The organism is Streptococcus raffinosi, assembly GCF_030284685.1.
In the GTDB taxonomy this organism is placed as follows: domain Bacteria; phylum Bacillota; class Bacilli; order Lactobacillales; family Streptococcaceae; genus Streptococcus; species Streptococcus raffinosi.
Window position 1 is genome coordinate 23,754 of record NZ_JASUZV010000003.1, and the last position, 17,322, is coordinate 41,075.

The window sequence follows — 17,322 nt, forward strand, 5'->3', positions numbered from 1 at the left end:
TTTCATTATGATAAGAATATGGATATCAAGTTAGAAATACAAAAGATGGCCAAGGAGATTGGCATTTCAAAAATTGGTTTTACAACAGCCGATGATTTCGCCTATCTGGAAAAGTCCCTTCGACTTGGCGTTGAAGAAGGGCGAACGACAGGATTTGAGCATAAAAATATTGAAGAGCGTATTTACCCCAAATTGAGCTTGGAATCAGCTAAAACCATCATTTCCATTGCAGTTGCCTATCCGCATAAGCTGCCACAACAACCCCAAAAAACAGAGTATAAGCGTGGCAAAATCACTCCAAATTCATGGGGGCTAGATTATCACTATGTTTTGCAGGATAAACTAAAACGACTGGCAGAAGGCATTGAAAAACTGACAGAAAACTTCGAATATAAAGGTATGGTGGACACTGGAGCCTTGGTCGATACTGCAGTAGCCAAGCGAGCAGGAATTGGTTTTATTGGTAAGAATGGACTTGTTATCTCGAAAGAATACGGGTCCTACATGTATCTTGGGGAGCTTATCACGAATCTAGAGATTGAACCTGATCATGAGGTAGACTATGGTTGCGGGGATTGCCGTCGTTGTCTGGATGCCTGTCCGACATCTTGTCTCATTGGTGATGGGACTATGAATGCTCGTCGTTGCCTCTCCTTCCAAACCCAAGATAAGGGCATGATGGATATGGAGTTTCGAAAGAAAATCAAGACTGTTATCTATGGCTGTGATATTTGTCAGATTTCCTGTCCATATAACAGAGGTATTGACAATCCTTTAGCTTCAGATATTGACCCTGAGCTTGCCATGCCTGAATTGCTCCCATTTCTAGAGCTGACTAATAAGTCTTTTAAAGAGAAGTTTGGCATGATCGCCGGTTCTTGGCGTGGTAAGAACATTCTTCAGCGAAACGCCATTATTGCCTTGGCCAACTTACATGATCGCAACGCCATTGTCAAACTGATGGAGATTATTGATAAGAATAATAATCCCATCCATACGGCAACGGCTATTTGGGCTCTCGGTGAGATAGTTAAGAAGCCAAATCAAGCTATGTTAGACTATATGAGAGGACTTTCACCCAAAGATGAAGAAGCCCAAGCTGAGTGGGAGCTTGTATGTGCAAAATGGCAAATTTAGGCGATTTATGCTAGAATTAAGCATAATACTATAAAATGGAGGAAACCTATCCATGGAAGTGGCAGAAATTCGCCAAAAAATCTCTGAAAATCAAGAGAAGCTCGTGAGCTTCGGGAGGTCTCTTTGACTTAGATCGTTTGGAAGAGGACATTGCGCTCCTTGAAAACCGAATGACTGAGCCTGATTTTTGGAATGATAATATTGCGGCTCAAAAAACTTCTCAAGAGTTGAACGAGCTCAAAATGAAATACGAAACTTTCAACAATATGCAGGAACTCTCTGACGAGACAGAACTATATTTGGAGATGTTGGAAGAAGATAGCAGCGTTCAGGAGGAACTCGAAGAGACGCTCGAAAAACTTGATAAGATTATGACAAGTTACGAGATGACCTTACTCTTGTCTGAACCATATGACCATAACAATGCCATTCTGGAAATTCACCCAGGTTCTGGTGGAACAGAGGCTCAAGACTGGGCAGATATGTTGCTCCGTATGTACCAACGTTATGGAAATGCCAAAGGTTTCAAGGTTGAAACTTTGGATTATCAGGCGGGTGATGAAGCTGGTATTAAATCTGTAACCCTTGCTTTTGAAGGTCCTAATGCTTACGGATTCCTCAAGTCAGAAATGGGTGTCCACCGTTTGGTTCGTATTTCACCTTTTGACTCTGCCAAACGTCGTCATACCTCATTTACTTCTGTGGAAGTCATGCCTGAATTGGATGATACCATTGAAGTTGATATTCGTGATGATGATATCAAGATGGACACTTTCCGTTCAGGTGGTGCAGGTGGTCAGAACGTCAACAAGGTTTCTACCGGTGTGCGTTTGACTCACATTCCAACAGGTATTGTTGTAGCTTCAACGGTTGACCGTACACAATATGGAAACCGTGACCGTGCTATGAAGATGCTTCAAGCGAAACTCTATCAAATGGAGCAAGAAAAGAAAGCAGAAGAAGTGAATGCTTTGAAAGGTGATAAGAAAGAAATCACTTGGGGAAGCCAAATTCGCTCATACGTTTTCACCCCATACACTATGGTTAAGGATCATCGTACAGGCTATGAAGTTGCCCAGGTTGATAAGGTAATGGATGGAGATATTGAAGGCTTCATTGATGCCTACCTCAAGTGGCGTATGGAAGAATAGTAATGATATACTGTTTTTAAGTATTTAGATACTTTATCTCAATGAAAGGAAGGCATTCAGCTATTTTAGTAGTTGAATACTTACATTATGGCTCTTATTGAATTAAAAGATGTTACTAAGAAGTATGATAAGTCGACAACTGCCCTAAGACACATTGATTTGTCTGTTAACTCAGGGGAATTTGTTTACTTAGTTGGACCTTCTGGTGCCGGTAAATCAAGTTTAATTCGCTTGTTTTACCAAGAAGAAAAATTAACGAGTGGTTCTATGAAGGTAGGGGAGTTTGATTTAACCCATCTTCGTAAAAAAGATGTTCCACTCTTGCGACGTTCTATCGGGGTTGTTTTCCAGGATTATAAACTTCTTCCAAAGAAAACAGCTTTTGAAAATGTTGCTTATGCGATGGAGGTCATCGGTGAGCGCCCTCGTCACATAAAAAAACGTGTCGCAGAGGTTCTCGAATTGGTTGGACTTAAGCACAAGATGCGTTCTTTCCCTAACCAATTATCTGGTGGTGAGCAGCAACGTGTCGCTATTGCGCGTGCTATCGTAAATAATCCAAAAGTTTTGATTGCGGACGAACCAACAGGGAACTTGGACCCTGAGATTTCTTGGGAAATTATGCAAGTTCTTGAACGTATTAATCTGCAGGGAACGACCATTTTAATGGCAACCCATAACTCAACTATCGTTAATAACCTTCGTCATCGTGTCATAGCGATTGAAGAGGGACGTATTGTTCGTGATGAAGAGGAAGGAGAGTACGGTTACCATGATTAGACGCTTTTTCCGCCATTTAGGAGAATCTATTAAGAACCTCAAACGTAATCTATTGTCTACTCTTACGGCGGTATTCTCAGTAATGATTGTGCTGTCACTTTTAGGTGTTTTTGGTTCTGTTATTCTTAACACTCAAAAATTGGCTTCTGATATTGAAAAAAATATTCAGGTCAATGTGTACTTGCAGCCTGATTCGACGGATGCTTCAAAAACTGTTAAAGAGATATCTGGTCAAATTGTTGCCAATAAAGACTACCATAAAGTTTATGATGCATTGACCAAGATAAAGGGTGTCGATAAGGTTACTTTCTCTAGTAAAGAAGAACAAAAGAAAGAACTCATCAAAACAATGGGGTCAAGTTTCGAAACAGCTACTGGAGATGGAAACCCTCTATCAGATGTGTACATTATTCAAACTAAAACACCAGATGATGTGAGTCGTGTTGCCAAGGAAGCTAAGGCTATTCAGGGTGTCGATAATTCTAACTTTGGTGGCTCAGATAGTGAAATTCTGATGTCTACCATGAAACGTGTTCAATTGTGGGGAATTATTGCGACAGCTCTCTTAACTGTTGTGGCTGTACTCTTGATTTCTAATACCATTCGTATCACCATTATGTCACGTGCGACTGAAATTCACATCATGCGTTTAGTCGGTGCTAAGAATTCCTACATTCGCCGTCCTTACTTGATGGAAGGTGCTTGGATTGGTGCATTAGGTGCCATCATTCCTTCTGGCCTCATCTATCTTTTGTACCACATGGTTTATTCAACCTTAAATCCTGATTTTGTTAAGGGTGGTGTCTCTATGTACGATCCAGAATGGTTTGTCTACGCTGTTATCGGAACCCTCTTTGCAGTCGGTATTATTATCGGTTCAGTTGGGTCTCGTATGGCAATGCGCCGTTATTTGAAATATTAATGCAATTAAAGGAGAACCGTTCTGGTTCTCTTTTTTCAATCCAGAATGCTTCATGACACCTAAATTTTTGCTTTATCTCAAAATCATGGCTCAAAGACCAAATCCAATCTCAGATTTGGTATAATATTTAAAAAACATTGGAAAAGAGATGCATTATGACAAAGTTAGCTACCATTTGTTATATTGATAATGGAAAAGAGCTTTTGCTCCTACATCGTAATAAAAAGCCTAATGATGTTCATGAAGGAAAGTGGATTTCTGTTGGGGGAAAACTAGAAGCTGGAGAGACACCTGATGAATGTGCCCGTCGTGAAATTTTTGAGGAAACACATTTTACAGTGACAGAGATGGATTTTAAAGGTATGATTACCTTCCCAGAATTTACCCCTGGTCATGATTGGTACACCTATGTCTTTAAGGTAACTGGTTTTGAAGGAGAACTCATCTCAGATGAGGAGTCTCGTGAAGGAACGCTTGAATGGGTACCTTATGATAAGGTTTTGTCTAAGCCAACTTGGGAAGGTGACTATGAGATCTTTAAGTGGATTCTTGAAGACCAACCTTTCTTCTCTGCTAAGTTTGTTTATGATTCCAACCAGAACTTGGTAGACAAGACTGTGACCTTTTATGATAAATAGGGAGGAACTATGAAGCAAAAAAAGACAGAAAATTTTTCAGAAACTTGGTTTTTTAAATGGGTTTTGAATAATCAGGCTGTAGTGGCCTTTTTAATATTACTGTTGATTGGTTTGACGGTTTTGATTTTTACCAAAATTAGTCCTATTTTCTCACCAGTCATTGATTTTTTGACAATCATCATGTTGCCTCTGGTTATTTCTACGCTCCTTTACTATTTGATAAAACCTTTGGTTCTCTTAGTAGAAAAAACTGGTTTAAGTAGAACGATGTCTATCTTGGTCATCTATGCTATTCTCGCCTTACTCTTAGTTTTGGGAATTTCAACAGCTATTCCTAGTTTACAAAATCAGATTTTGATTTTGATTAGAAATACACCGTCTTATATTGCCCGAGCTAATAGTGAAGCCGAACGCTGGCTAAATCTCCCTTTTCTTTCCAATTACCGTGGAGATTTAGAAGCTATGCTCAGTGATTTCTCAGCGAGAATGGTTAACTATGCTGAAAATTTCTCTTCATCAGCTTTGACTTGGGTAGGAACCTTTGCTAGTACTGTGGCTAGAGTTACGGTTGCTATTATTTTGGCTCCTTTCATTCTTTTTTATCTCCTAAGGGATAGTCAAAAGATGAAGCAGGGCTTTGTGTCAGTGTTACCCACTCGTTTTCGTGAAACGACTGTTCGAATGCTGTCAGATATCAATAATCAGTTAGAAGGTTATGTTCAAGGCCAAGTTACAGTTGCTATTGTCGTGGCCATTATGTTTTGTATCATGTTTAAAATTGTGGGTCTTCGATATGGGGTGACTTTTGGTATTATGGCAGGTTTCTTAAATATGGTTCCCTACCTTGGAAGTTTTCTTGCCATGGTACCAGTTGTTATTATGGGGTTGGTACAAGGTCCCGCAATGCTAATCAAGGTTCTCATTATTTTTGTCATTGAGCAAACCATCGAAGGACGTTTTGTTTCTCCACTTGTTTTGGGTAACAAACTCAGTATTCACCCTATTACTATTATGTTTATTCTTCTGACGGCAGGTTCTCTTTACGGCGTCTGGGGCGTATTATTAGGAATCCCAATCTATGCTTCCGTCAAGGTTGTTGTTAAAGAGATTTTTGATTGGTACCGGTCAGTAAGTAATCTTTACCATGATGACAAAGAAATTGAAGGACAAAAAGAAGATGTTAAATAGTGAGAAAATGGTTGCCTCTATTGGTAACCAAGATTTAGATCATGCGGATAAATATTTTAAGAAAGCTCTGCAAGAAGATCCAGCTGAAGTTCTCGTAGAGTTAGCTGAGTACCTTGAATCTATCGGTTTTTTACCACAGGCTCAAGAAATTTATGAAAAAGTTCGTTTTGATTTTCCAGAGGTCAATGTTAATCTAGCTCAAATTGCTGCTGAAGATGGTGATATTGAGAAGGCTTTTCTCTTTTTAGATGCTATTCCTGAGGACTCCGAGGATTATTTGTCTGCTTTAGTTGTGAAGGCAGATCTATACCAAATGGAGGGGTTAACAGATGTAGCCCGTGACAAGTTGCTAGAGGCGAGTCAACTATCAGATGACTCCATTATCATTTTCGGTTTGGCTGAAATGGAGTTTGAACTTGGAAACTTTGAGCAGGCTATTCATTATTATGCTAAACTTGATAACCGTGAGCTTCTTGAAGCTACGGGGGTTTCTACTTATGAACGTATTGGTAAAGCTTATGCTAGTCTTGGTAAGTTTGAAGCTGCTCGAGAATTTTTGGAAAAAGCTATTGAAATTGAATACGATGATACTATTGCCTTTGAATTAGCGACACTACTTTACGATCAGGAAGAGTATCAAAAATCTAATTTCTACTTCAAACAGATTGAAACCATGTCTACAGACTTTGAGGGGTATGAGTATATTTACGCCTTATCGTTACATGCTGAACATAAAACCGAAGAAGCTTTACGGATAGCACAACAAGGAATTTCTAAAAATGCCTTTAATGTGCAATTACTTTTGTTAGCGTCACAGTTATCCTACGAATTGCACGATACTCAGTCTGCTGAATCCTATTTGAAGCAAGCCTTGCCGCTAGCTGAGGATCAGGACGAGATTGTTTTACGTTTAAGTACTCTCTATTTGGAAGAAGAACGTTACGATGATCTCGTGGCTTTAGCCGATTACGAATTTGATTCTGTCTTGGCCCGTTGGAACATTGCCAAGGCTTATCAAGCACTTGATGATGAAGAGAAAGCCTTTCAAATTTATCAAGACCTATCTACTGATTTGTCTGATAACCCTGAATTTTTACAGGATTACGCTTATATCTTGCGCGAATTTGGCTACAGAGATCAAGCGCATGTTACGGCGGAAAAATATCTTTCCTTGGTTCCAGATGATGTTAATATGCAAACATTTCTTGATGACAATTAATCTTCGAAACTCTTGAAAGCATAAACTCAATAGAGGATGTGATAGTTAAGTCTGTTCACTTTCTCTTTTTTTATTTGTCTATTTATGTTATGATTTTATTAGAACCCATAAGGAGTAGATATGGTTAAGAGAGATTTAATTCGAAATATTATCATAGCAGTTCTTGCCATTGTAGTGATTTTGTTGTTGAGAGCTTTTGTCTTCTCAACACATCGTGTGACTGAAGGTCAGGCTAATGACTATATTCATGCTGGTGACTATGTTACTTTCAATAAAAATGTTGAGCCTCAGAAAAAAGATTTTATTCTTTATACAGTTAATGGCAAGGAATACATTGGACGTGTTATTGCCGGTGAAGGAAAGAGCGTAACAGCTATGGATGATTTTCTTTATGTCAATGATAAGCCAATTGAAGAAAATTATATTAGCCACGATAAATCAGCTTATTTGGCTACTGTTTCGCCTGGGAATTTTTTCACAGATGATTTTTCAATTGCAACGTTGACCGATAACAAGCAAACGAAGATTGAAAAGGGACAATACCTAGTATTAAACGATAATCGTCGTAATACAGATGATAGTCGTAAGTTTGGTCTCATTGAAAAAGACCAAATTAAAGGTGTTATCTCTTTCAGATTGTATCCTCTATCACGTTTTGGTTTTGTTGATGTTGACTAATATTCTTTAATGACTGAAAAAGCTAGGAACTTTTGTTAAGTTTCTAGCTTTTTTGCGAATATATAACTGGTAATTCATTTTGATACTGGGAGCTATCGTCAGCTAATTTAAGACTTAACTTAAATAGAATTGAAGTGAATTAACGGAAATATATCAGTAGAAAAGGAAAAGAATATGCAAGAAAAAAATGTCTTAGGATTTAAGAAGAATAAAACCTATGGATTATGTGGCGTTATGTTAACCATGTTATTCTTAGGGACATGTGGTGTGACAGCAGGAGCTGATGAAGTAATGGAAAATTCTTCAAATGCTAATGCTACTAAGCCAATATCAAAGGAGCAAACGACAAGTTTAACGACTGTTTCAAATTCTGAGACTGTACCGAAAGGAGAAAAGCAAACATCAGAAGTTACTTTTGAAAATTCGTATACGACAGTGACAGCTGAGGCTTCATTTAACACTGTTGACCAAAACTCAACGGAGACAGAATTTCAAGATAAAACAGATTATATAGCAACTTCCAATTTGACCAATAATTCCGTGACTAGGAGTGCTTATCAAGGGCCAGATAGTGTTGACAGTACCAGTGAGAGGCAAAGTCATTTTCTTAATGCTATTAAACAGGGAGCTATGGATGGAGCCAAGGAAGGAGTGCTCCCATCAATTACGGCAGCCCAGGCAATCCTAGAAAGTGGTTGGGGCAACTCAAGCCTTGCTCAAGCACCTAATCATAATCTCTTTGGCATTAAGGATTCGGATGATTGGGGTGGTGATACTGTAGTAGTACCAACTCAGGAATATCTTAACGGTCGTTATATTACCATTAACGCTGCCTTTAGAAAATATTCATCGTGGAATGACAGTGTTGTAGATCATGCAAAATTTTTCACAAGTACAGAGTGGCGAAAAAACAATTATAGAAAAGTTATCAATGCAACAGATTATAGGACTGCTGCCCAGGAACTAAAAAATGCTGGATATGCAACAGATCCAGGTTATGCAGACAAGCTTATTCGTTTGATTGAAGCATATAAGCTCTACGAGTGGGATGAAGAAAGTAATACTGCGATTAACATCAGTGACAATCCGATAGAAATTCAAAATAGCCCAAAAGCAGACCTTGCCATTACAGGTTTGAACAATGCTACTGGTAGCTATGATCTTGTCATTTCAAATTTGGTTGCACCATACGGCTTTAAAGAAGTCCTAGTTCCAACCTGGTCAGAAAAGAATGGTCAAGATGATATCATCTGGTACAAGGCAGCTAAACAAGCTAATGGAGACTATAAGGTAACCGTTCGTTCAAGCAACCATAAAGGTGATAGCGGTCTCTATAACTCTCATGTCTACTTGGTTGATAATGATGGTAAATTCATTGGCCTTGGAGGCAAACAAGTGACCCTTGATATTACCAAGACTCAAGGAACCTTAACTATTGCCAACAACGACAAAAATCGAGGTACTTTTGATGTTGTCATCACTAATCTCACCAATCCAGGGGGGATTACAGGTGTCGTTATCCCTGTATGGTCTGACCAAAATGGTCAAGACGATCTTGTTTGGCATAATGCTACAAAACAGGAGGATGGTTCCTATAAGGTGACGATTTCTGCCAGCCAACACAAGTGGAATTCAGGCAAGTACATCGTTCACGGATATTTGACAGATGCATCGGGTAAGAATGTTGGTTTTGGTGCAACTTCTGTTGACGTGGTAGCTCCTAAGAAAATCGGTTCAGCTTCTCGAGGAAACTATGATGTCTTTAATAAAATTGTTTATCTAGATGCGGGCCATGGTGGCTATGATCCAGGGGCTTCTTATTTTGGCATTTCTGAAAAGAGCTTGACCTTGGCTATCCAAAGTCGGGTGAAAGCTAAACTAGAAGCAGAAGGCTATCAAGTAGTCACCACACGCACAAGTGATACCTTTGTCGACCTAACAGATCGTTCACGTGCTGCCAATGCCTCTGAGTCAGATATTTTCGTCAGTATCCATATCAATGCTTCAGGAAGTTCAGCAGCACAAGGTATCGAGACTTATTATTACCAACCTTTTGCGGAATATCCTTCACGTATTAATGCGGCTTATCATGCCAATCCGACTCGTTTGAGCATGAGTGATACCCTGGCAAATGCTATTCAGTCTAGCCTTATTAACGCAACTGGAGCTCAGAATCAGGGTGTTAAGCGTCGCACCTTTGCGGTCTTGCGAGAAACAACAGCACCGGCAGTCCTTCTAGAACTAGGTTTCTTGTCAAATCCTCAAGAAGCAGCTCGCTTAACGACGTCTGCTTACCAAGAAACTTTGGCTAATGCGATTGTAGCAGGGATTAAAGCTTACTACGAAAAAGAATCTAATGTTTAAGTGATAAGGTTAGCCCATCATTTTGATGGGCTTTTATGCTATAATGAAATAAATATAACCAAAGGAGTGCTTATGGCTTACGATTTACTCTTAGAGCGTTTTCTACGCTATGTCAAAATCAATACACGTAGTGATGAGAATTCAAAAAGGACCCCAACAACGCAAAGCCAGGTTGGTTTTGCCTTGGAGGTTCTAAAACCAGAATTAGAAGAACTGGGTTTGACTAATATCCACTATCTGGAAAGTAACGGCTACTTAGTAGCAACCCTCCCAGCTAACGATGCTCAACTAACACGTAAGATTGGTTTCATCTCACATATGGATACTGCCGATTTTAATGCAGAAGGAGTGTCACCACAGGTCATTGATTCCTATGATGGTGGTATCATTTCTCTTGGGACTTCAGGTTATAACCTAGACCCAGCTGATTTTCCAAATCTCAAGAATTATGTCGGTCAGACACTTATTACGACGGATGGTACAACACTGCTAGGAGCTGATGATAAGTCTGGTATTGCTGAAATCATGACAGCTTTGGCTTATTTGAAGGCTCATCCTGAAATCAAACACTGTGAGATTCGTGTAGGCTTTGGCCCTGATGAAGAAATTGGAATTGGTGCAGACAAATTTGATGTTGCTGATTTTGATGTTGATTTTGCCTATACTGTTGATGGTGGTCCCTTGGGTGAATTGCAGTACGAGACATTTTCGGCAGCAGGAGCAGAGCTGACCTTCCATGGCCGTAATGTTCATCCTGGGACAGCAAAAGGTCAGATGGTTAATGCCTTGCAGTTAGCCATTGATTTTCATAATCAGTTGCCAGTAGAGGACCGTCCTGAGTTGACAGATGGCTATCAAGGATTCAACCATCTTCAAATCATGACCGGTACTGTTGAAGAAGCGAAATCTTCTTATATTATTCGTGATTTTGAAACCAAGTCCTTTGAAAATCGTAAAGCAAGCTTCCAAGAAATTGCCGATAAGATGAATCAGGCATATGGTCAAAAACGTGTTGAGTTGCTACTCAAAGATCAATACTATAATATGCGTCAAGTGATTGAAAAAGACATGACACCTGTCGAGTTAGCCAAGGAAGTTATGGAAGAGCTTGACATTACACCAGTTATTGAACCAATTCGTGGTGGAACTGATGGTTCAAAAATTTCGTTCATGGGCATTCCGACACCGAATCTCTTTGCAGGTGGTGAAAATATGCATGGCCGTTATGAGTACGTTTCCTTGCAGACAATGGAAAAAGCCGTAGATGTTATTCTTGGAATTGTCAGTAAACCTTAATTGAGCTTGCTAAATACTAATTTTATGGTAGAATTAAAAGTAATGGAGGTGCTGAGATGATAAAAATTTTCGGCAAGTATCGTTACCGTTGGCAACCGGAATTGTCTTGGCTAATCATTTATTGGTCATTAGCTATTACACCTATCTTTATTGCTGCGGCCCTTCTCTTCGAGTTGTACTCGGTGCCTTATCATATTCTGATGCTATTCACTATTTTCGTTGCCCTATTTGGTTTAGGATTTCATCGTTACTTCATTATCGATGATAAAGGAAATCTTGGTATTGTTTCTTTCAATATCTTTAAGCCACGTAAGGTTAAGATTAGTGATATTGAAAAAATCGAAGTGGTTAAGACAGGCCTAAGTTTTATTTTCAAGAATGGAAAGAAACGTCAGTTTTACATGAGAAAGTGGCCTAAGAAGTATTTTTTAGATGCTTTAGCCCTTCATCCCGATTTTAAGGGAGAAGTAGAGCTGATGGATCAAATGACCAATTTTGATTATTTTGCCTTCTATGAGGAATCAAAAAAAGCCCTTAAGCTTAAACTTCGCAAAAAAGGGCTTTAGTCGGACAAGACTTGACAGCTGTCAAGGTCTCGGGGCTATCTTCAATGATTAGGCTAAGTTGGTCGCTATCTCTAAACCTAACTATACCTTCGTCGTCATAATCAAAGATAGGAGAGTAGGTTTGGCATAAACCACAGGCGATACATTTTTCTGGAATTAATGATACTTTCATAGTATTATTTTAAAATAGATTTATTGTTTTTACAAGGAGAATAACATGAGTAAAAAACCATGGGAAGAAAAAGTTTCTGACGAAGAGTTGGAAGATGTTGTTGATGCTGATTTTCTAGATGATGAAGATGAGTATGAAGACTACGATGACTATGAAGAAGATGATGACAATGATTCTTCAGATGAAAAGCGTGACAAGGGTGGTTTCATCAATTCGTCATTCTTGACAGTTCTTTTAGGACTTTTCTTCATCATTGTTGTTTGTATTTTGTTCTTTGTTTTCTACACATCAAATGTTGGAGGAAACAAAACAGCTGAGTCTAAAGAATCTTCTGGTTTCTATTCATCATCAACAAGCAAAGTTGTCAAATCATCATCAAGTGAAAAGGCTTCAAGCAAGGACGAAGAAACTGAGAAATCTACTAAAGAAAAATCTTCAAAAGAGAAATCCTCAGCAACTAAATCATCAAGCTCCTCAAAACATGCTTCAAAAGAAGAAGATGCTGATGCAACTGAAACAACAGCATCAAGTTCTGCAGCAGCTGATGGATCTTCTATCGTTGTCCAATCTGGAGAAGGTGCTGGTTCTATTGCAGCACGTGCAGGTATTTCTGTAAGTGAGTTGGAACGCCTTAACCCAGATCACATGACAAGTGGTTACTGGTATGCTAACCCAGGAGATGTCGTTAACGTTCAATAATTTAATAGCAAAGGAACATCATGAAAGATATTAGAATTGCAATTGATGGTCCTGCGTCTAGTGGAAAAAGTACTGTAGCCAAGATTATCGCAAAAAATCTTGGCTATACTTATCTCGACACAGGAGCTATGTACCGTTCTGCAACCTATCTAGCATTGCAAAATGGTTTGACTGAAGATAATGTCCCAGAAATTTTAGAGCAACTCTCTCAACATCCTGTTTCATTTGGGAAAGCAGCAGATGGTAGCCAGCAAGTTTATGTTGGCGATGTTGATGTAACTCATCCTATTCGTGATAACCAAGTGACTAACAACGTTTCTTGGGTTGCCGCCATTCCTGAAGTGCGTAAAGAGCTTGTTTCTCAGCAACAACGCATTGCTGAGGAAGGGGCCATTATCATGGATGGTCGAGATATTGGTACAGTTGTCCTACCGGATGCTGAACTTAAGATTTTCTTGATTGCTTCTGTCGATGAACGTGCAGAACGTCGTTATAAGGAAAATATCGAAAAAGGTATTCCGGCTGATCTTGAGACACTTAAGAAAGAAATTGCTGAACGTGACTATAAAGATAGCCACCGTAAGGTTTCACCTTTGAAATCGGCTGAAGATGCTATTACTTTTGATACCACAGGAGTGTCAATTGATGGCGTTGTGGAATTTATTCAAGAAAAAGCGAAGAAAATTATTGACAAGGGATAAATCAATTGTTATACTAGTAACAATGAGAAAAGCAGAAGTGAGAACTTCTCGCCTTGCGACCTAGGTTGTCTGGCCCAACATGTCAAATCCAATTATAGGATATAATGTGTGCGGGCTTGTTTATCAAGTCCGCTTTGTTTTTCTCTAAAAAAATAAAGAGGTGAAGATCATAGCTAAGAAAGATCTATTCATTAATGATGAAATTCGCGTCCGTGAAGTTCGTCTTGTTGGTCTTGATGGTGAACAATTGGGAATTAAACCATTGTCAGAAGCGCAAGCTATTGCAGATGATGCAAATGTTGACTTGGTTCTTATCCAACCACAAGCTACGCCACCTGTTGCGAAGATTATGGACTACGGTAAGTTCAAATTTGAGTATCAAAAGAAACAAAAAGAACAACGTAAGAAACAAAGCGTTGTTACCGTTAAGGAAGTTCGTTTGAGCCCAGTTATCGATAAAGGGGACTTCGAAACAAAACTTCGTAATGGTCGTAAATTCCTTGAAAAAGGAAATAAGGTTAAAGTTTCTATCCGTTTCAAAGGACGTATGATTACTCACAAAGAAATCGGAGCTAAGGTCTTGGCGGAATTTGCTGAAAAAACGCAAGATATTTCGATTATTGAGCAAAGAGCTAAGATGGATGGACGACAAATGTTCATGCAACTTGCACCAATTCCTGACAAAAAATAATTGTCAAACTAACACTATTTTAAGAGGAGAATTTTAAAATGCCAAAACAAAAAACACACCGCGCATCAGCTAAACGTTTCAAACGTACAGGTTCAGGTGGATTGAAACGCTTCCGTGCTTTCACATCTCACCGTTTCCACGGTAAAACTAAAAAACAACGTCGTCACCTTCGTAAAGCATCATTGGTACATTCAGGTGACTTTAAACGTATCAAATCAATGCTTTCTCAAATGCGTTAATTCGCTACAAGCATTACAATTTAACTAAACTAGAACTAATTCGGAGGAATATATAAATGGCTCGTGTTAAAGGTGGCGTTGTATCACGCAAACGTCGTAAACGTGTATTGAAACTTGCTAAAGGTTACTATGGTGCAAAACACATCTTGTTCCGTACTGCAAAAGAACAAGTAATGAACTCTTACTACTATGCATACCGTGACCGTCGTCAAAAGAAACGTGATTTCCGTAAACTTTGGATCACTCGTATCAATGCGGCAGCTCGTTTGAACGGACTTTCATACTCACAATTGATGCATGGTTTGAAATTGGCTGAAATCGAAGTTAACCGTAAAATGCTTGCTGATTTGGCAGTTAACGATGCAGCAGCTTTCACAGCTCTTGCAGAAGCTGCTAAAGCAAAACTTGGTAAATAAGAATTAAGATGGGCTTGTCCCATCTTTTTTTATGGAGGTAATTATGATTCGTTTAGCAAAAACTGAGGACATTCCGAGAGTACAGGAACTCTTGGAGCAGATTCTTATTGTTCATCATCAAGTGCGTCCTGATATTTTTAAGTCAGAAGGTAGTAAATTTACTAATGCAGAGTTAGAAGCAGTCATTAATGATTCAACTAAGCCTATTTTTGTTTACGAAGATGAGAATGGTTGTATCCTGGGACATATTTTTTTGATAATTCAAGATATTTCTGAAAATGATGGGCCCAAGAAGGCTCATAAGACGCTTTTTATTGACGATCTTTGTGTGGATAAGGAAGCTCGAGGAAAAAAATTAGGTGAAAAACTTTATCAATTCGCCTTGGAATATGCTAAGGAGCTAGGGTGTTATAACGTAACACTTCACGTATGGAATGATAATGATGGGGCTCTACGTTTTTATGATCGTTTAGGTATGAAACCGAGATATACAGAGATGGAAACTATCCTAAAATAGCCCTTTTCAAAATTTTTCTGATAATAAATCTGGAGATCTTCTCCTGTTTTTTAATAATAAAAGCAGCCACGGTTGTGACTGCTAATGATGGTTAGTTTTTCTTTTTCATTTCGCCGTGTGGGTAGTAAGTCCCTTCTGGCATATCGTTAATGAAAACGTGAATAGCTTCTTTAGGAGCTTTTGCGATACGTGATACAACTTCAGTAACTTCACGGGCAAGCTCGACTTTTTGTTCTTGAGTACGACCTTCAAAGAGATCAATTTTTACAAATGGCATAATACATCTCCTTAGTTTTGATAGTCTTATTATAGCATTAATTAAGAGAATATTCTAAAGTTTTTGGAAATTCTTGAAATGATATTATCTCAAGGTTAGACTATAACGTTTTCGAAATTGGTAGGGACTTGTGATGTTAGATAATAGTTTGCTTTTTTAATGTGATCTATTCTCTGGGGATGAAAACTCTTACTAAAAATGGTAAAATAGTGCTAATTAGAGACAGTAAGGAGTAAATTATGACAATAGATTTTCGTGCTGAAGTTGATAAACGTAAAGATGATTTAATGGAGGACCTTTTTGGTTTGCTACGCATTAATTCAGAACGTGATGACAGTAAGGTTGATGAACAGCACCCATTTGGCCCCGGGCCAGTAAAAGCTTTGGAACATTTTCTTGCTTTAGCTAAACGTGACGGCTATAAGACGCGTAATATTGATAATTATGCTGGTGACTTTGAATTTGGTCAAGGTGATGAAGTTTTGGGTATCTTTGCACACTTGGATGTGGTTCCAGCTGGGAGTGGTTGGGATACAGACCCTTATGAACCTGTAATCAAAGATGGTAAACTCTATGCTCGTGGCTCATCAGATGATAAGGGTCCAACAATGGCTTGTTATTATGCTTTGAAAATTATTAAAGAGCTGAATCTTCCAGTATCTAAGCGTGTTCGTTTCATCGTTGGTACAGATGAAGAATCTGGTTGGGATGATATGGCTTATTATTTTGCGCATAATGGATTGAAAGATCCTGATTTTGGTTTTTCTCCTGATGCTGAATTTCCAATTATTAATGGAGAAAAAGGAAATATCACTGCCTATCTTCATTTTGAAGGTCAAAATGATGGTGCATTTAGTCTTGTAAGCTTCAATGGTGGCTTGCGTGAGAACATGGTTCCTGAATCTGCAAGTGCTGGTTTTACTGGACCTATCACTTTGCAAGAACTTGAGGCTAAGTTAGCTAACTTTGCGGCTGATCAGGGAGTAACTGGTCAGGTGACTGAAGAAGCTGGGGCCTTCCATGTAACTATTCATGGGAAATCAGTTCACGGTATGATGCCTCAAAAAGGTATTAATGGTGCAACCTATCTAGCCCTCTTCCTCAGCCAATTTGATTTCCAAGGGAATGCTCAAGCTTATTTGAATGTCATTGCTGAAACATTGCATAAAGATTTCTTTGGTGAAAAAGTAGGTCTTGCTTACACAGATCCTAAGATGGGTGAATTGACCATGAATGCTGGGGTGTTTCATTTCAATAAGGAATCAGAAGATAATACAATCGCTTTGAATTTCCGCTACCCTCAAGGTGTTGATGTAGACGGTATTAAGGCCGGCCTTGAAAAACTTGAAGGTCCTAAGGAGGTCACTCTTTCAGAACACGGACATGTCCCTCACTATGTACCAGTGAGTGACCCTATGGTTCAAACACTTCTTTCGGTTTACGAGAAACACACAGGACTTAAAGGTGAAGAACAAATCATTGGTGGTGGAACTTTTGGACGTCTCCTTAAACGTGGCGTTGCCTATGGAGCTATGTTCCCAGGTTATGTCAACACGATGCACCAAGCCGATGAATTTACTGAAGTTGAGGACTTGTACCGTGCTGCTGCCATTTATGCAGAGGCTATCTATGAGTTAATCAAATAAAAAGAAGAGACAGACTGTCTCTTTT

At 39.0% G+C, this 17,322-nt stretch carries 20 protein-coding genes and 1 other annotated feature; of the genes, 18 read left to right on the plus strand and 2 right to left on the minus strand.

What is annotated here, in order from left to right:
- The first annotated feature begins 18 nt into the window (after positions 1 to 18).
- The 11 genes from queG (at position 19) to QRD39_RS02755 (ending at position 11,939) form a co-directional block, all read left to right on the plus strand.
- Positions 19 to 1,137 carry a tRNA epoxyqueuosine(34) reductase QueG gene (queG, locus tag QRD39_RS02705; protein WP_285955573.1) on the plus strand — a complete coding sequence of 373 codons (1,119 nt, stop codon included), beginning with the start codon at positions 19 to 21 and terminating at the stop codon, positions 1,135 to 1,137.
- Between the two features lie 52 nt (positions 1,138 to 1,189).
- A protein-coding gene (gene prfB, locus QRD39_RS02710) for a peptide chain release factor 2 (protein ID WP_134954254.1) occupies positions 1,190 to 2,288 on the plus strand; the annotation gives its coding sequence in 2 pieces (ribosomal slippage) (positions 1,190 to 1,261 and positions 1,263 to 2,288; 1,098 coding nt in all).
- 87 nt (positions 2,289 to 2,375) lie between these two features.
- A complete protein-coding gene (gene ftsE / locus QRD39_RS02715) occupies positions 2,376 to 3,068 on the plus strand; it encodes a cell division ATP-binding protein FtsE (protein ID WP_008534508.1) in 693 nt (230 codons plus the stop codon).
- On the plus strand, positions 3,061 to 3,990 hold the full coding sequence (gene ftsX, locus QRD39_RS02720; RefSeq protein ID WP_021151940.1) for a permease-like cell division protein FtsX: 930 nt from the start codon (positions 3,061 to 3,063) through the stop codon (positions 3,988 to 3,990). Before ftsE ends, ftsX begins: the two co-directional genes overlap by 8 nt.
- A gap of 155 nt (positions 3,991 to 4,145) precedes the next feature.
- Positions 4,146 to 4,628 (plus strand): NUDIX hydrolase, encoded by a 483-nt coding sequence (locus QRD39_RS02725; RefSeq protein ID WP_285955574.1) that lies wholly within the window; start codon positions 4,146 to 4,148, stop codon positions 4,626 to 4,628.
- A 9-nt stretch (positions 4,629 to 4,637) separates the two neighbouring features.
- Positions 4,638 to 5,816 (plus strand): AI-2E family transporter, encoded by a 1,179-nt coding sequence (locus tag QRD39_RS02730; RefSeq protein WP_285955575.1) that lies wholly within the window; start codon positions 4,638 to 4,640, stop codon positions 5,814 to 5,816.
- Complete coding sequence (locus tag QRD39_RS02735) at positions 5,806 to 7,035, plus strand: tetratricopeptide repeat protein (protein ID WP_285955681.1); 1,230 nt, start codon at positions 5,806 to 5,808, stop codon at positions 7,033 to 7,035. Before QRD39_RS02730 ends, QRD39_RS02735 begins: the two co-directional genes overlap by 11 nt.
- Positions 7,036 to 7,155: 120 nt before the next feature.
- Positions 7,156 to 7,713, plus strand: coding sequence for a signal peptidase I (gene lepB, locus QRD39_RS02740; RefSeq protein WP_285955576.1), 558 nt, complete (start codon positions 7,156 to 7,158; stop codon positions 7,711 to 7,713).
- Between the two features lie 174 nt (positions 7,714 to 7,887).
- The gene (locus QRD39_RS02745; RefSeq protein WP_143567332.1) at positions 7,888 to 10,077 is read left to right on the plus strand and encodes a GBS Bsp-like repeat-containing protein; all 2,190 of its coding nucleotides are present in this window, start codon (positions 7,888 to 7,890) and stop codon (positions 10,075 to 10,077) included.
- Between the two features lie 72 nt (positions 10,078 to 10,149).
- Positions 10,150 to 11,373: a peptidase T gene (pepT, locus tag QRD39_RS02750; protein ID WP_285955577.1), complete on the plus strand. Its 1,224-nt coding sequence runs from the start codon at positions 10,150 to 10,152 to the stop codon at positions 11,371 to 11,373.
- 56 nt (positions 11,374 to 11,429) lie between these two features.
- Entirely contained in the window at positions 11,430 to 11,939 is a 510-nt protein-coding gene (locus QRD39_RS02755; RefSeq protein WP_285955578.1) for an EbsA family protein, read from the plus strand.
- Here the strand turns inward: QRD39_RS02755 and QRD39_RS02760 are convergent.
- Positions 11,914 to 12,111 carry a ferredoxin gene (locus QRD39_RS02760; protein WP_081102602.1) on the minus strand — a complete coding sequence of 66 codons (198 nt, stop codon included), beginning with the start codon at positions 12,109 to 12,111 and terminating at the stop codon, positions 11,914 to 11,916. The genes QRD39_RS02755 and QRD39_RS02760 overlap by 26 nt on opposite strands.
- A gap of 45 nt (positions 12,112 to 12,156) precedes the next feature.
- Here QRD39_RS02760 and QRD39_RS02765 point away from each other — a divergent pair, with 45 nt between their 5' ends.
- The 6 genes from QRD39_RS02765 to QRD39_RS02790 all read left to right on the plus strand — a co-directional run bounded on the left by QRD39_RS02765 (position 12,157) and on the right by QRD39_RS02790 (position 15,374).
- On the plus strand, positions 12,157 to 12,810 hold the full coding sequence (locus QRD39_RS02765; protein WP_021145461.1) for an SAG1386/EF1546 family surface-associated protein: 654 nt from the start codon (positions 12,157 to 12,159) through the stop codon (positions 12,808 to 12,810).
- Positions 12,811 to 12,830: 20 nt separating this feature from the next.
- Positions 12,831 to 13,511, plus strand: coding sequence for a (d)CMP kinase (gene cmk, locus QRD39_RS02770; RefSeq protein ID WP_285955579.1), 681 nt, complete (start codon positions 12,831 to 12,833; stop codon positions 13,509 to 13,511).
- Positions 13,512 to 13,534: 23 nt separating this feature from the next.
- Positions 13,535 to 13,658 (plus strand) — a sequence feature (ribosomal protein L20 leader region).
- A 13-nt stretch (positions 13,659 to 13,671) separates the two neighbouring features.
- Positions 13,672 to 14,202: a translation initiation factor IF-3 gene (gene infC / locus QRD39_RS02775; protein ID WP_008534523.1), complete on the plus strand. Its 531-nt coding sequence runs from the start codon at positions 13,672 to 13,674 to the stop codon at positions 14,200 to 14,202.
- Between the two features lie 38 nt (positions 14,203 to 14,240).
- Positions 14,241 to 14,441, plus strand: a complete 201-nt coding sequence (rpmI, locus tag QRD39_RS02780) for a 50S ribosomal protein L35 (RefSeq protein ID WP_002888810.1) — start codon at positions 14,241 to 14,243, stop codon at positions 14,439 to 14,441.
- 56 nt (positions 14,442 to 14,497) lie between these two features.
- A complete protein-coding gene (gene rplT, locus QRD39_RS02785; RefSeq protein ID WP_008534524.1) occupies positions 14,498 to 14,857 on the plus strand; it encodes a 50S ribosomal protein L20 in 360 nt (119 codons plus the stop codon).
- A gap of 43 nt (positions 14,858 to 14,900) precedes the next feature.
- Positions 14,901 to 15,374: a GNAT family N-acetyltransferase gene (locus QRD39_RS02790; RefSeq protein WP_285955580.1), complete on the plus strand. Its 474-nt coding sequence runs from the start codon at positions 14,901 to 14,903 to the stop codon at positions 15,372 to 15,374.
- Positions 15,375 to 15,465: 91 nt separating this feature from the next.
- Here QRD39_RS02790 and QRD39_RS02795 read toward each other — a convergent pair whose 3' ends face one another.
- On the minus strand, positions 15,466 to 15,651 hold the full coding sequence (locus tag QRD39_RS02795) for a 4-oxalocrotonate tautomerase (protein WP_002888803.1): 186 nt from the start codon (positions 15,649 to 15,651) through the stop codon (positions 15,466 to 15,468).
- A gap of 239 nt (positions 15,652 to 15,890) precedes the next feature.
- Between QRD39_RS02795 and pepV the strand changes: the two genes are divergently transcribed.
- Positions 15,891 to 17,297, plus strand: a complete 1,407-nt coding sequence (gene pepV / locus QRD39_RS02800; RefSeq protein ID WP_285955581.1) for a dipeptidase PepV — start codon at positions 15,891 to 15,893, stop codon at positions 17,295 to 17,297.
- The last annotated feature ends 25 nt before the right edge of the window (positions 17,298 to 17,322 follow it).